This window comes from Novosphingobium sp. (assembly GCF_031417815.1).
In the GTDB taxonomy this organism is placed as follows: Bacteria; Pseudomonadota; Alphaproteobacteria; order Sphingomonadales; family Sphingomonadaceae; genus Novosphingobium.
The window spans coordinates 12,623-27,482 of the sequence record NZ_JANOWI010000048.1 but is presented as its reverse complement, the minus strand read 5'-3'; the positions used below and the strand labels follow the sequence as shown (position 1 = coordinate 27,482).

The following is a 14,860-nucleotide window of genomic DNA, read 5'->3' as shown; positions in this document are numbered from 1 at the left end:
ACCTTGTGGACCTCGGTCGGGCCATCGGCGATGCCCATCACGAAGCTGGCGATGATCTGCCCGGCAAAAGGCATTTCGTCCGAGACGCCAACCGATCCGTGGATGTGCAGTGCGCGGGCGGCAATATCGTGATAGACTTTGGGCATCAGCGCCTTGATCGCGGCGATGTCCTTTCGCACCATGCGGTAGTCCTGGTACTTGTCGATCATCCACGCGGTCTTGAGCACGAACAGCTTGAACTGCTCCAGCTCGATATAGCTGTCGGCAATCTGCATCTGCACGCTCTGATAGTCGGCGATTACCCCGTGCCGGGTCTTGCGGCTGACCGCGCGGCGGCACATCAGATCGAGCGCACGCTTGCAGCTGCCCACGGTGCGCATCGCATGGTGCACCCGCCCGCCGCCCAGCCGGGTCTGCGAGATTGCAAAGGCCCCGCCGCGCTGGCCCAGCAAAGCATCCTTTGGAACGTGGACATCGGTGTAGCGGATATAGCTTTCCGACCCTTCGCGTCCGCCATAGACGCCGACGTTGCGGATGATTTCGACCCCCGGGGTATCGGCCGGCACCAGCAACATGCTCATCCGGCCATGCGGCGGATGATCGGGATCGGTGACCGCCATGACGATCAGGAAATCGGCCCACTTGCCGTTGGTGGAAAACCACTTTTCGCCGTTGATCACATAGCCGTCAGCGGTTTCCACCGCACTGGTGACAAAAGTGGTCGGGTCCGATCCGCCCTGCGGCTCGGTCATCGAAAAGGCCGAGACGATTTCGTTGTTGAGCAGCGGCTCGAGATAACGCTGCTTCTGCTGATCAGTGCCGTAGTGGGCGATGATTTCGGCATTGCCGGTATCGGGCGCCTGACAGCCGAACACGATCGGGGCAAAGGCCGAGCGGCCGAGAATTTCGTTCATCAGGCCCAGCTTGACCTGACCATAGCCCTGCCCGCCCAGCTCCGGACCCAGATGGCAGGCCCACAGCCCTTGATCCTTCACCTCTTGCTGCAAGGGCCGGACATGCTGGTTTCGCTTGGGGTTCTTCACATCATAGGGATGGACCCCCAGGAAGATCAGCGGCTCAACCTTTTCGCGGACGAATTCGTCCATCCAGTCAAGCTTTTCGGCAAATTCCGGGTCCGTTTCAAAATCCCACGCCATCGACTTGCTCCTTGTCCCGCCAGATCTCGAATCAGAGCATACCCTAGTTTTGAAAATGGGCAAGGTAAGCGAAAGAGCCATTGTCGTACTTCGTCAGCGACCGTCACATCACTGGCGATTTTCCACAAATTCGCCACGCTTGCGCAGGCGGAGCGTCGTCGCGTGATAAGTACCTGATGTTCGAATAGTGCAGGTGCCAGCGTTCCGCCGGGACGGGGCGGTCAGGCCGCTTCGCCGATTCGCCAGCCATCGGTCAGCCGCGCAGACAATTCGTCCGCATGCGGGCAATTCACGAACCACCGCGTCATGCAGCGCTGCCAGGTTTCCAGCGGCGTCACCGGATCATATTCGCGCAGCTTGGCGAAGTATCTTGCAACTGCCGGCAGATCGTCCTGCCCATGCGCCGCGATCAGGTGGCCGATCAAGGCGCCGGTGGTCATCGGATTGAGCCGCAGCGCGGTATCATAGTGGTTATGCGCGGCGGTCCATTCACGCTGGCGCAACGCGCCGCTGCCGCGCCAGGTCCACGATGCAAACAGGGTGTGCGATCCCGGCGCGGCGCGCAGCTCTTCGTCAAAATCGCGCGCAGCGTTTTCGATTCTGTTGCGCAAGGTCTCGGCGACCGCCGCGACATAATGCGCCAGACCGCAGCTTGGGCTGCGCTGGCGGGCGCGATCGGCCAGTGCCAGCGCCTCGTCCGGGCGGCCGATGTAATTGTAAGCCTCGGCCACGTGGGCCAGCACCGTCGCGTTGTCCGGCTCGAGCGCGAGGGCGGTGTCGATCGCGCTGCGGATCTGGGCGATCTGGGCGGGATCGTCAGGCTGGGTCCACATGTAAATGGTCGCCGCCGCATCGGCGAGCATCGCATGGGCGAGGCCGTAATCGGGCGCGATCTCGACCGCGCGCTGGGCCTCGGTAAGCGCCTGGAGCAGCGTTTCACCGGTGATGTTGCGAAACGCCGCGCTGGCCCGGGTGACGCATTCCCACGCCGTCAGGTCATGCGGCTTCTTCAGCACGCGCGCCATTTCAAGCCGCTCTACCTGACTGTGCAGGTGCGCCGAAACTTCGACCACCAGGTCTTCCTGCAGGTCGGCAAGTTCGGAAATGGAGCGTTCAAACCGCTGGGTCCAGAGGATCTCGCCGCCGTCCGCTTCGACCAGCTGGGCGGTGACCCGCAGCACGCTGCCAGCGCGGCGGACATTGCCTTCCATCACATAGCGCACGCCAAGGTCACGGGCCATCGCCGGCAAGTCGGGAATTGCCCCGGTGCGGAACCGCGCGGTGGCCGAAGAGGTTATGACGCGCAGGCTCACCCCCTGCGATAGCGCGTCGATGATGTCCTCGACCATGCCAAGCGAGAACACGTCATCTTCGGGAAGCCCCGAGCGGTTGGCGAACGGCAGCACCGCAAGGCTGGGGGCCTCGCCATGCTTGCCGCGGCGCAGCGCTGGCGGCGAAGAGGGCCCGTCGGTGAGGGCAACCGGTTGCAGCGGCGGATCGGCTTCAACCGCCAGAAAGCGGCGCACATCGTCAACAAACCCGCGCCAGACCGGATCGGCATCATCGCCCTGCCAGTGCGCCAGTTCGGCGGTCTGGGTCAGTTCGAACATGATCGGGCGTTCACACGGCGCGATCATCGCCGGGACAAACGTCTTGTTGCGATCGGCCAGCGTCGCTTCGGCGCGCACCCAGCGCGAGACCACGCTGCGCGGGGACCACAACACCACCACGGCCCGGGCCCGGCGCAGCGCGTTTTCGGTTACCTCGTCATAGGCCTCGCCCGAGCGCAGCGTGACATCCCACCAGACGTCAAGCCCGGCGCGCTGGAACCCTTCGGCAAACAGCCGGGCGACGGTCTGATCCTCGCGGTTGTAGGAAAGGAAGATCTGTCCCACTGCGCTTACCCTAGGCCTGCCACAGCACGGTGCCGGGCGCGATCGTCATGTCATAGACGAATTCCGCCCCGCGCACCCGCTGCTGCGGGGCGATCCCCAATTGTGCCGCGATGGGCGAGGAATCGAGCGCGTGGAGCACCATGTCGTATTCGGCAAGCTGCGGTATGCTGTCAAACCGCGCAACATGGCCGGGCGCCTCGGTGATCGCCTGGTAGCAGGCCCGCGTGCCATCGGCGACATCGCGGAATTGTTTGAGGAACAGCTGCGGGATGCGCCGCCCCAGCACATCACCGAGCAAATCCTCGCCCAGTTTCAGGCTGGGATACCAAGTCTGCGCATCGCCGGTGAGCCGCGACCAGAGCGCCTTTGCCCCCCCTTCGAAGCCGCGCACGGCCTCATCCAGCGGATGCGACCCGCCGGTCGGGGTCAGATCGAGCAGGCGCTGATACTGTTCCTCGCTATCTGGCCCGAAAGTCTTGGTGGCGAACAGATCGACTGCCAGGTTCGATGGGTTGCCCGGATCGCCCGGACAGGCAATCCGCCCGGCTTGCTTCATATAGCCGAAGATCTCGCGCCCCGAGGCGATCGCCACCGGATTATCGAGCACCAGATAGGGCATCGCCATATAGAACTTGCTGGCGACCTTCATCCCGTCCTGATCGGCCACGCGCACCACCGGGATCCAGAAGGTCAGCTCGCGCTCGCGCGACCAGCCCATCTGCGGGGCATCGGCAAACCGGCCCACGCCGATATCGACCACGCTCATCATCAGATACGATGACAGCGGCAAGACCTGCACCGCGCTGTGGCTGGGCGTATCGAACATCGCCTCGCACCACGCGGCCATCTTCGCCTGATCGCCTTTGAGCAGGAACGCCCACATCCGCGTCTGGCCCAGCTCGATCTCGCCCGGGAAGGTCACTTGTCCGGCATAATCGACATAGCGCGGCAGCGTGCCCGCCGCCTTGCGCACGATCGAAAAGCGCGCCGCATCCAGCCTGATTATCGTGTTCGGAAAACCCGAAATCGCCCGGCTGGCGAGCATCCCCGAAACGGTGGTCGCTTCGAACGAGCCGAGGTTCTGGCCGTTCTGGATCCAGTCTCCGGTCAGGTACAGGTTGACATAGCCCGAGCCATCGGTGCGCAGCCGCGCCTGGCTCGATCCGGTCACGCTCAGCGTATAGCGCTCGCCCGGATCGATGTTCACGCGGCTGTAGGTTGCGGCCAGCGTGCCCGCCTTGGGCCCGCCCTTGCCGAACCGCGCCGGCCAGAAATCAGCGGCCTTGCCATCGATGAATTCGTGTATCGATTGATCGGCCATGGCCTGCGCTTGCTGCGGGTAAGCGGTGTCGCTTTTGGGCGGGGGATAGGGCGGGCACGGCAAGGGGCCGCAAAAGATCTGTTCGCCTTTGACCCCCATCGCATGCGGCCATTCCTCGGTCGCCAGCACTTCGGAAATGTCGGCCCACGAATTGAGATTGGAAGCATCAAACCCGCCGACCATGGCCGGATGATCCCAGCCCATGTCCTTTTCATCAACTGTGGTCCAGGTCTGCAGGCTTTGCGTGGCAACCGTCTGCACCGCCGCGATATAGCCTTGCCAGGCGCTCTTCTGGGCAATCAGTCCGGCGCAGATATCGCGGTGCGCGCCCGGCGGAATGGCGAGGACCAGCAGGTCATAGTCGGCCCCGGCCTGAAGCACGCGCGGCGGCAAGGCATCGGGCCAGGTGGTCCATTTCGATTCGAGATCGGCCCCGCTGGCCTTGAGCGCAGCGCCGCCCTTGATCTGATCGTAGAGCGGCCGATCGGGCCAGACCAGCTGGCCACTGGCGAGCGGATAGAGCGGATCGTAAGCCCCGTTCGCCAGTTCGACCTGCCGCCCGATCGTAACCGAGGTGATCGCATCGCCTGCAGGACTTGGCGTCAGCTCATCAATCCTGCTGAACCATTCGAATTTGACCCCGCGCGCTTTGAGCACCTGATACAGCGGTTCGATCACCAGATCGCCGGTGGCGGTGTTGAACTTCCAGATGATCGAGCCCTGATAGGTCGCGGTGTTCATCAGGCTGAGGAACATGGTGCCCGCTTCGCAATCGCCGCTGCCCTGCCAATCGCCTTCGGGATAGGCGAAAATCAGATCATAAAGCGCCCGCACCAGCGCCGAATTGGCGGTCATCGCATCGGCCCCGTGCGCCATCAGCCACTGCTTGTAATCGCGCCGGTTGACCGCATCGATATTGGCCGCGGGATCGAGCAGCAGGCCATCGCGCAGCCCGCCGATCAGGCTTGAAACCCCCAGATCGATCACGATCCACAGCCGCCTCAGTTCGGTGTTGCCGGCCACGAGATGGCCGATCGTGCGATTTATCACCACGCGCAGTTCATGGAGGAGATCGGCCAGCGCATTGTGCTGCGCCTTGGTGTGGGTCACCGGATCGGGATCGAGCCGGTCCACCAACGCCATCGCATCGCGCAGCAGCGCAATCGCGGCATGTTCAACCCCGCGTCCGATCAGCGCCAGCAGCCAGTGCAGCGCGCGCCGCCACCATGGCGCGGCCCCATCGGCCGGGCCAGCGAAATGTTCGGCGTGCGGCCCTTCAAGCTGCTTCATGATCCAGCCGAGGAACTGGAACATGCGCTTGAAGATCGATGGCGGCGGATCGATCCCGGGCGTGCCGGGGAACACCGGCGCTTCGATCACCCACGGGATCCAGGTGCCGTCCACTTCCTCCATCAGGCTCATCGCCGGAACCTGGGTGTAAGCCTTGCGCCAATCGGGAAACGGAGGCCGGGCCGCCTCAGCATAAAGCGCCTGGACCATGGCAAAGGCGTTGTCGTATTGCCCCATGAACACGTGCAGCCCGTGTTCCTGAATGCGCTGGTGAAAATCGGGATTGCGCCCGGTCGCGCATTTGCCGCCGAGCCGCCAGCCAAGCTGATAGATCGTGATATCGTACTGATCGTTCTGTTCAGGCGCGGTGAGGCCCAACGCCGTCACCAGCCCCGAAAGTCCGCCACCAAGTATTGCAACCTTGGTCTTGGCCACGCCGCAATCTCCCGCATGCCAGATGGATGCGACCCCACCGCGCGCAGGAAACGGTATTTTTGCCTAGGAGTCCATCGCTAAGGTGCCTTGCGGGGCCAAAGCGGCATGTCCGGAATCCGGCCAAACAGCGTGAAGCCGGCAAACAGGAATGGAATGCCCATGGCAAAGGGTGAGATGAGATGGATGTCGGCGACCTTGGGATTGCCCAGCCAGGTATCGACGATGGCCATGCAGCCATAGGCCAGCACCGGAAGCACCGCCATGACCTTGGATACCCCGCCCGGCCAGGGGGCATGATCGATCCGCCGCTCAAGCAAGCGATAGGCCACGAACACCGCGAACGCGGTAAGCAGCCAGCCGCGATAGTTGAGCCGCGGAACGCCAAAGTGCTCACCGCCGTTGATCCACACCCAGGCGGGATGCCCGATCAACGTTTCATCCAGTTCGGCCGGCAGGCAATCGATCGATCCGGTGGTGCAGAGATGAAAGCTCATGATCGGGTCCATCGTCAGATCCCACGCCGTCATGACCAGCGCGCTCAGCGCGCTGATCCACAGGATCCACGCCGTGCCAGTCCCCTGCGACACCGGATGCCCTTCGGCCAGCAGGTTGGTGACGACATAGCTGGGGTAGAACATCATGTACCAGGCCAACGGGATCAAAAGCGGGATCCGCCCGGCGATCTTGGGGCCAAGCACGTCGGTGTAATAGTAGGGCCCAAAAATCACGCCCGTCCGCTCGCCGACATATTCGCTGGCAAACGCCAGTGTCACGCACAGGCCAAACAGCAGCAGCGCGCGCTTGTGGCCCAGCAGGACCACCGAATGGACGAATGAGAACAATGCAAAGCCCGGCACCAGGATCGACCACGGCAGCCGTTCGATCGGGATGTTGAACCCGCCGGTCTTGACCCCGGCATAGAAAGCCCACGCCACCAGCGCGAGCAGCACGATCCACACCGAGCCCGGCACCCGCGAAAACCGCGCCGCTGGATTGATTGCCATGGCCAAATCCCCTTTGCCCCGTTGGCGCCGGTAATCGGGCGCGGGCGCGGCGAAAGCAAGCGGTCAGATCGCGGCGCGAAAAGCGGCCAGCCGTGCCAGCGCAGAATCGATTACCGCTGGCTCCTTGGTGAAGCACAGCCGCAGGTATCCGCGCTCGGCATCCTGCGCATAAAAAGCCGAGACCGGGATCGAAGCCACCCCGGCCTCGCGCACCAGCCGTTCCGCCACCTGGACATCATCGGCAGGCAGCCCCGATGCGGCAAGATCGATGGTCACGAACCAGGTTCCGCTGGCGGGCAGCACGGCGAAGCCAGCAGCGGTCAGCCCATCGGTCAGCCGCGCCTTGGCCGCCGCATAACGGGCCAGATGTTCACGGTGCCACATTGCGGGCAAGGCAAAGGCTTCGGCCACCGCCCATTGCAGCGGCGTGGCGGTGGTAAAGGTCAGGAACTGATGCCGCCCGGCGATCCGTGCAGCCAGCGCCGGCGCGGCGACCGCCCAGCCAACCTTCCAGCCGGTCATCGAAAAGATCTTGCCCGCCGATCCGACCTTGATCGCGCGTTCGGCCAGCGCGGGCACCGCCAGCGGCGAGACGTGCGGTGTGCCATCGAACACCATTCCTTCCCACACCTCGTCGCACAGCACCCACAGGTCGTGTTCCCGAGCAAGCTCGCCGATCGCTTCAAGCACCTTGCCGCTCAGCATCGTGCCGACCGGGTTGTTGGGCGTGTTGAGCACCAGACCCTTGGTCTTCGGGCCGATCACGGCTTTCAAAGCGTCGAGCGGAAAGGCCCAGTCGGGCGGGGTGAGACTGACGAATTTCGCCACGCCCCCGGCCCATTCGACCAGCGGCAGGTAGGCATCGTAGAGCGGCTGGACCAGCACCACTTCGTCGCCCGGTCGGACCAGCGCGAGCAGACTGGCAGCCAGCGCCTCGGTCCCGCCAGAGGTGACCACGACATTGTCCAGGGTCAGGTCCAGCCCTTGCGTACGGGCGTAATAGGCGCAGATCGCGCCGCGCAGTTCGGGCAGCCCGCGCATCGGCGGGTACTGGTTGGATCGCTGCGCCAATGCGCGCTGCGCTGCCGCGATCAGTTCGCCCGGCTCCTCCATTTCGGGAAAGCCCTGCCCCAGATTGATCGCGCCCAGTGCGCGCGCAAGGCTAGACATGGTTTCGAACACGGTGGTCTTGGGGGCAGGATCGGCCATCGCCGAACCCTAACCCCCAACCTCGGTTCGTGTCGAGGGTCAGGCGGCGGCGATATCGGGCAACGGTTGGGCAATTGCCACGCTGGCAATTCCCGTGCCGCCCCACTAGGAATTTCCCGACCGATCTTCGGACATGGGGGATAACACGTGCGTGTATTGGAAATCGTGGGCGATCCGGCATTTGCCGAAATCGTCGGCCCAAGCGAACTCGCCTGGCTTGAAGCCCGCATCAACGACAGCAAACCCGGCAAGCCGACCATTCCGTGCCTGGCCCGGGGCAAGGATGTGCCCGCCAAGAAGGAGGAAATCATCCGCCAGCTCTGGCTTCGCCGCCTGACGCAGGATTACCGCTACCCCATCGAACGCATCACCTGCGAATACCCGGTCACCTTCGGGCGCGACACCAGTAAACGCGCCGATATCGTCGTGTTCGACGAAGACCGCCGCACTGTGCCCTACATCATGATCGAGGTGAAAGCCCCCAAGCTGAAGGACGGAAAGGATCAGCTCAACAGCTACACCCACGCCACCGGCGCACCGCTGGCGCTGTGGAGCAGTGGCTATGAAACCAAAGTTTGGAACCGGCTCGATCCCAACCAGCTCAACCCGATCCCCGACATTCCCCGCGCCGATCAGACCATCGAGGATATTGCCAACGAACCGTGGACGATTGATGACCTGATCGAAAATGAAAAGGACCGCGAAAAGGCAGCGGGCAAGGCGCAGACTTTGCGCGATCTGATCGTTGAGATGGAGGATGACGTGCTGGCGAACGCAGGCGTCGATGTGTTCGAGGAAGTGTTCAAACTGATCTTTACCAAACTGTATGACGAAAAGGCCTGCCATTCGGGCATCAACACACATCTGATTTTCCGCAACAGCAACACTTCGGCGCAGCTGAAAAAGAAAATCCAGTCGCTGTTCGAGAAGGCCAATGAGGAATGGCCCGGCGTTTTCCCCAAGGGCGATCAAATCCGCCTGTCGCCCGATCATTTGAAGGTCGTGGTCGCCAGTCTTGAAAGCTGGAAGCTGTTCAATTCCAACCTCGACATCATCGACGATGCCTTTGAATATCTCTCGTCCAAATCATCGAAGGGTGAAAAGGGCCAGTATTTCACCCCGCGCTGGGTGATTGATATGTGCGTGAAAATGCTCAACCCGCAGGAAAGCGAGAGCGTGATCGATACCGCCGCTGGTTCTGCCGGGTTCACCGTCCACACCATGTTCCATGTCTGGGGCAATATCATGGACGAACTGGGGCTTCCCCGTTCCAACCTGTTCACAATGGATGCCAAGCCCGCGCGCTGCACCAAATATGTGGGCGACAAGGCCTTTGCCATCGACTTCGATGAAAAGAGCGTCCGCGTTTCGCGCTGCCTCAATCTGATCGCGGGTGACGGCGATACCAATGTGCTGCACCTCAACACGCTCGATTGGGCGAACTGGGATGAGGCGGTGAAGCAGGATGAATGGAGCGATACCTATGGGCCCGGCTGGACGCGGCTGCGCAAGCTGCGGGCCGACCCAAAATCAAACGAATACCGCGCGTTCAATTTTGATGTACTGATGGCCAATCCGCCGTTCGCGGGCGACATCAAGCAGCGCGAGCTGCTCGCCCGCTATGAGCTGGGGCATAAGGAAAACGGCAAATATGAAAGCAAGGTCGGGCGCGATCTGCTGTTCATCGAACGCAATCTGGATTTCCTGAAACCCGGCGGGCGGATGGCGGTGGTGCTGCCGCAGGGGCGGTTCAACAATTCGTCCGACGCGCGGGTGCGCAAATTCATCATGGAGCGCTGCCGGATATTGGCCGTCGTCGGGCTGCACCCCAATACCTTCAAACCGCACACCGGCACCAAGACCAGCGTGCTGTTCGTGCAGAAATGGAATGATGATCCCGCCGCCGGGCCAGTCTGTCCAAAGCAGAACGATTACGAAATCTTCTTCGCCACGCAGCAGGCGGAGAGCGTCAACAACCGGGGCGAGAAAGTCTATGTGACCGACCCCGAAACCGGCCAGCGGATACGCGATGAACACGGCCATTTCATCGTGCGGCACGATCTGTTCAACCACGAAGGCATAACCCAGGACGGGATTGCGGAAGCGTTCCAGCAGTTCGCCGCGAAGGAACGCCTGAGTTTTTTTCGCTAAGCCCCTTCGACAGTGCCCGCTACGCGGCACTTTTGGAGGGGCTGGAAGCAACAACAGTCAGGCTTTCTGATCTTGAACGGACAACGCGGATTGATGCCGAGTATTTTCAATCTTGGTTTCGTCAGTCGGCGTCGTTGCTCTCGAAATTTGAGTCGCGCGATGTGGCATCGCTCGTCAAAGTTGCCGATGGGAACCACTTTTCGATAAGCGAAGACTTTGTGGATGAGGGAATCCCATATTTTCGAGGACAAGACGTAACGGGGCGCTTTTTCGTCGATCAGGCAACACCAAATTTCATCACGCAAGAAGCCTTTGACCGTCCTTACATGAAGCGCTCCCACCTGAAACAAGGTGACGTGCTGCTTTCGATCATTGGGACGATTGGCGAGTTAAGCCTCGTTGACAGCCAACATCCGGCAACGTGCAGTTGCAAACTGGCGATCCTGCGACCGCATTCAATTGAACCCGAATTCCTGGCATCGTTCCTGCAATGCCGGCATGGCAACAACCAAATCAGGCGCTTAATGCGTGGCGCAGTTCAGCAGGGCTTCCTTCTCGAAGACGTTGATCAACTGGTCGTACCGAATTTTTCGGACGCTTTCAGGCAATCCGTGGTCTCGACGGTTCGCGCCGCACGCGAAGCACAAGCATCTGCACAATTAGGCACTGCCCAAGCCGAAACCGCCCTCCTGTCGGCCTTGGGGTTGGCGGGGTGGACGCCGCCGGAGCCGCTCAGCTACACCGCCCGCGCCGCCGACGCCCTCACCGCCGCCCGCCTCGACGCGCAATATTTCATGCCGTCCAAGCTGCAAATGATCGAAGCACTCCAGGCGATGCCCGGCCAACCGCTCGGCGCACGGTTCAATTCAGTGCGCGCGATGTTCGATCCGGCGAGAGCCGATTCGGATTTGCTCGTGCGCAATTTCGATCTGCCCGATGCGCTTGACCCAATCCTTGACGATGACAAGGAATTGGCGGCCTGTGGCGACATTGGCAGCCTGAAAAAGACGATGCAAAATGGCGATGTCGCCATGTCCCGTCTGCGCGCTTACCTGAAAGAAACGGCGGTTGTCCGCACTGGCCCATCGCATCTGGCGGTAGGTTCATCCGAATTCATCGTGCTGCGCCCCATTGATGCGACAGCCAACCGGATCGCGCCCGAAACGCTGATGGTCTTCCTGCGCTCGGCTCCCGTCCAGACGATCCTGAAATGGTGTCAGGATGGATCGCAGCATCCGCGCTTCAGCGAGCGCGACTTGTTGGCCATCCCGGTTCCCGATGCCGTAGCCGATGCCTCCGCCGCAATCGAAGCCATGGTCCAATCCGCCTTCGCCGCCCGCGCCCGCTCCCGCGCGCTCCTCGCCGCGGCCAAGCGCGCGGTGGAGATTGCGATTGAACAGGGCGAGGCGGAGGCGCTGGTCTGGCTGGCGCGATAAGGCGAGGCCCGACCGCGCGCGGCTTCAGCGCAGCGCCTTGGATATAGCGCACGCCGCTCTAAACCTCCGCATCGGAGTGAAACCACGCGTTTCTCCGGATAGCTCCGGGGCGCATCGGCCGAGCAATTAGCCGCCCATGCCGCTTCCGCTCGCCCTGCTCGCCGCTGCCACCTTTACGCTCTGCGGAGATGCTCCGCGCATCACCTGCGTGGTCGATGGCGATACCTTCTGGCTGCGCGGCGAAAAGGTGCGGCTTGCCGATATCAATGCCCCCGAAACCCATCAGGCCGGTTGCCCCGCCGAACGCGCGCTGGGCCAGCGCGCAGCGCTCAGGCTGACCGCGCTGCTCAACGCGGGGCCGTTCGAACTTGCGATCGAAGGCCGCGCCACCGATCGCTATGGCCGCGCGCTGCGGGTGGTGACGCGCGGCGGCCGCTCGCTGGGCGCGCAGCTGGTCAGCGAGGGGCTGGCTGAACCGTGGCGCGGGCGGCGCAGCGATTGGTGCGCCGCGCTTGCGGTGGGCCGCCTGCCCGGCTAGCTCCCGCGGCGATGCTGCGCCGCCGCTCAAGCCCCGTCCTGCCGGACCACCGCTGGCGCGGCGACAGCCGCCTGCGCCGCCTGTGGAACGCGCTGCGCTGGTGGCTGGGCGCGGCGGTTCTGGTTACCGCGATGTGGTATGTCATCGGCCAGCAGCGGATCGGCCCGGCAGCGATCCCGCCAGGCCCGCACGAAGTGCTGGCCGGCCCCTTCACCCGCTGCGGCAAGGGCCGCGCGGTCAGCTGTGTGATCGATGGCGATACGATCATGGTAGGGCAGCGCACGATCCGCGTGATCGGGATCGACGCGCCCGAAGTGCACCCGGCGCGCTGCCCCGCCGAAGCGCAACAGGGCGAGGCGGCAACGCTGCTGCTGGTGACGCTGCTCAATCAAGGGCCGGTGACGCTGGTTGGGCCTAACCCGCCGGTGCACGATGAATATGGCCGCGAACTGAAACACCTGCTGCGCGCCCGGCCCGATGGCACGGTGCAATCGCTGGCCGACGATCTCGTCGCCAGCAAACTTGTCCGCCCCTACTTGCGCGGACCCCGCGATCCGTGGTGTTAAGCGTGCGATTAAATCGGAGGAAAGAATCATGTTGCTGATCGAAGGCTGGATCAAACTGGCGACCGGTGAATTCGAGAAGGTCCGCGAACAAGGCGTGGCCATGGTCAAGGCGACCAACGAAGAGGCCGGGTGCCTGCACTATGCCTTTGCGCAAGACATTTCCGACCCCGACTTGATCCGCATTTCCGAACGCTGGGACAACCAGGAAGCGCTCGCCGCGCATGGCGCCAGCGCGCATATGGCCGCGTTCAACAAGGCGATGGGCGGCGTGCAGCGTGAGGGCGCAGACTTGTGGCTCTATAGCGCGGAAGCTGTGCGCAAGCTGATGTGACGGATCAGATTCCAGCGTACCACTGGTAGCCGCGGGCATCTTCCCAGTGCCCGCCGCCGCCGCCATATAGCCCGGCCAGCGTTTCGGTCAGTTCGATCCGCATCACGTATTTGGCCTGCTTGTAGCCAAGCTGACGTTCGACCCTGAGCCGCAGCGGCGCGCCGTGCGCTTCGTCCAGCGGCTGGTCGTTCATCCGCCAGGCCAGGATCGTTTGCGGATGGAAGGCATCGATCAGATCGATCGATTCGTAGTAGAGCGCGCCTTCGAGCACATCAGCACAGTGGAACACGGCATAGCGCGCGGCGGGCAGCAGCCCGGCTGCTTGCAGCACCCGGCCCAATTGCGGCCCCTGCCACTTGCCGATTGCGCTCCACCCCTCGACGCAGTCGTGCCGGGTAATCTGGGTGCGTTGAGGAAGCGCCTTAAGCGCCGTTAGTGGCAGCATAAGCGGCTGCTTGACCAGTCCATCGACCCTGAGCGTCCAGGCACCGAAGCCCTGTGCCAGATGGCTGCGATAAGCCGGATCAGCGACGGAAGTGCTGCCGTTGGCCTTGAATACCGGCGACATATCCGCTTCGGTGAATTCGCGCGCCAGGCTATCGCCCATGAGCAGGCGCTGGGTGCGCTGATTAAGCCCGGTGGCCCCCTTCAGCACGCCCTTGAAGGTCTCGCTCTCATTCAGCCGGTCACATCCGCCCAGCAACAGCCCACCCGCGCCGGCCGCGCCGAAGCCGATCAATTTGCGCCGCGAAACGATCATGGCTGCTCCTCCCGTTCCTTGGGCAATCGGTACATGCCGGTCAGCATCGAGCGCACCTCGTTGATCGGTCCGGCCAGCACGACCATCGCGATGTGGACCAGAAAAAACGCCACCAGCCCGGCCGCGCAGAGGAAATGGATCGAACGGGCCGATTGCCGTCCGCCCAGCAGTTCGACCAGCCACGGCAATGCGGCATTGAGCCCGGGCGACATGGCCAGACCGGTCAATATGATCCCCGGCAGCAGCACCACCAGCACAGAGCCATAGGCCAGCTTTTGCAGAATGTTGTAGCGCAGCGCCGCCGCGCCGGTGGGAAAGCGCAGCCGCGCATGATCCTTGATATCATGCCACACGTGCGATGGGGCCAGTTCGGCCAGCCGCGGCGCCAGATCGCGGCGCAGGTGGCCTCTGACCAGGCCCCAGATCAGGTAGAGCAACAATGCGACGCCCAGCACCCAGGCGAAAGCGAAATGCCATAGCCGCGCATCGGCCAGGCTATAGTGCGACGGGATCGTTATCGCCGGGGGAAACGGTACTCCGCCATTTACGTGGCTGAGATCGAGCCATGCCGGATCGGGATGCCCGGCGGCATTGGCACCGTAGTGCCCCCAGTACAGCCGCGGATGCGCGTTGAAGATCATCAGCCCGCTCATCAGCATGACCGTGACGGTAACCACATTGACCCAGTGCCACGCCCGCGTGAACAGGTGGTGCCGCCGCACCAGATCGCCGCCTTTGGGTAGTTCGTCTTCCATCGCCAAGCGTCT

12 protein-coding genes are annotated in these 14,860 nt (G+C 63.0%); 5 read left to right on the top strand and 7 right to left on the bottom strand.

Translation table 11 applies throughout. The features are described 5' to 3' along the window. The 5 genes from RMN99_RS12900 to RMN99_RS12880 all read right to left on the bottom strand — a co-directional run. Positions 1–1,157, bottom strand: a 1,157-nt coding sequence (locus RMN99_RS12900; RefSeq protein ID WP_309623727.1) for an acyl-CoA dehydrogenase family protein, incomplete at its 3' end; no start/stop codon positions are given. A 221-nt stretch (positions 1,158–1,378) separates the two neighbouring features. Continuing rightward, the gene (locus tag RMN99_RS12895; RefSeq protein ID WP_309623726.1) at positions 1,379–3,052 is read right to left on the bottom strand and encodes a TIR domain-containing protein; all 1,674 of its coding nucleotides are present in this window, start codon (positions 3,050–3,052) and stop codon (positions 1,379–1,381) included. A gap of 10 nt (positions 3,053–3,062) precedes the next feature. Further along, complete coding sequence (locus RMN99_RS12890; protein ID WP_309623725.1) at positions 3,063–6,098, bottom strand: NAD(P)-binding protein; 3,036 nt, start codon at positions 6,096–6,098, stop codon at positions 3,063–3,065. Positions 6,099–6,175: 77 nt separating this feature from the next. Next, positions 6,176–7,102 carry a carotenoid biosynthesis protein gene (locus RMN99_RS12885; protein WP_309623724.1) on the bottom strand — a complete coding sequence of 309 codons (927 nt, stop codon included), beginning with the start codon at positions 7,100–7,102 and terminating at the stop codon, positions 6,176–6,178. A gap of 63 nt (positions 7,103–7,165) precedes the next feature. Continuing rightward, a complete protein-coding gene (locus tag RMN99_RS12880) occupies positions 7,166–8,311 on the bottom strand; it encodes an aminotransferase class I/II-fold pyridoxal phosphate-dependent enzyme (RefSeq protein ID WP_309623723.1) in 1,146 nt (381 codons plus the stop codon). A 147-nt stretch (positions 8,312–8,458) separates the two neighbouring features. Here RMN99_RS12880 and RMN99_RS12875 point away from each other — a divergent pair, with 147 nt between their 5' ends. The 5 genes from RMN99_RS12875 (at position 8,459) to RMN99_RS12855 (ending at position 13,333) form a co-directional block, all read left to right on the top strand. After that, the gene (locus RMN99_RS12875) at positions 8,459–10,462 is read left to right on the top strand and encodes an N-6 DNA methylase (RefSeq protein ID WP_309623722.1); all 2,004 of its coding nucleotides are present in this window, start codon (positions 8,459–8,461) and stop codon (positions 10,460–10,462) included. Positions 10,463–10,494: 32 nt separating this feature from the next. Continuing rightward, positions 10,495–11,898, top strand: a complete 1,404-nt coding sequence (locus RMN99_RS12870) for a hypothetical protein (RefSeq protein WP_309623721.1) — start codon at positions 10,495–10,497, stop codon at positions 11,896–11,898. Positions 11,899–12,034: 136 nt separating this feature from the next. Next, entirely contained in the window at positions 12,035–12,436 is a 402-nt protein-coding gene (locus RMN99_RS12865; protein ID WP_309623720.1) for a thermonuclease family protein, read from the top strand. Between the two features lie 11 nt (positions 12,437–12,447). Beyond that, positions 12,448–13,002 (top strand): hypothetical protein, encoded by a 555-nt coding sequence (locus RMN99_RS12860; RefSeq protein WP_309623719.1) that lies wholly within the window; start codon positions 12,448–12,450, stop codon positions 13,000–13,002. 28 nt (positions 13,003–13,030) lie between these two features. Further along, the gene (locus RMN99_RS12855; protein WP_309623718.1) at positions 13,031–13,333 is read left to right on the top strand and encodes a putative quinol monooxygenase; all 303 of its coding nucleotides are present in this window, start codon (positions 13,031–13,033) and stop codon (positions 13,331–13,333) included. 4 nt (positions 13,334–13,337) lie between these two features. On the opposite strand, the gene RMN99_RS12850 is transcribed toward RMN99_RS12855, so the two are convergent. Both RMN99_RS12850 and RMN99_RS12845 read right to left on the bottom strand, forming a co-directional pair. Next, entirely contained in the window at positions 13,338–14,093 is a 756-nt protein-coding gene (locus RMN99_RS12850) for a molybdopterin-dependent oxidoreductase (protein WP_309623717.1), read from the bottom strand. Beyond that, positions 14,090–14,848, bottom strand: coding sequence for a cytochrome b/b6 domain-containing protein (locus RMN99_RS12845; protein WP_309623716.1), 759 nt, complete (start codon positions 14,846–14,848; stop codon positions 14,090–14,092). The genes RMN99_RS12850 and RMN99_RS12845 overlap by 4 nt, the downstream gene beginning before the upstream one ends. Positions 14,849–14,860 lie beyond the last annotated feature (12 nt).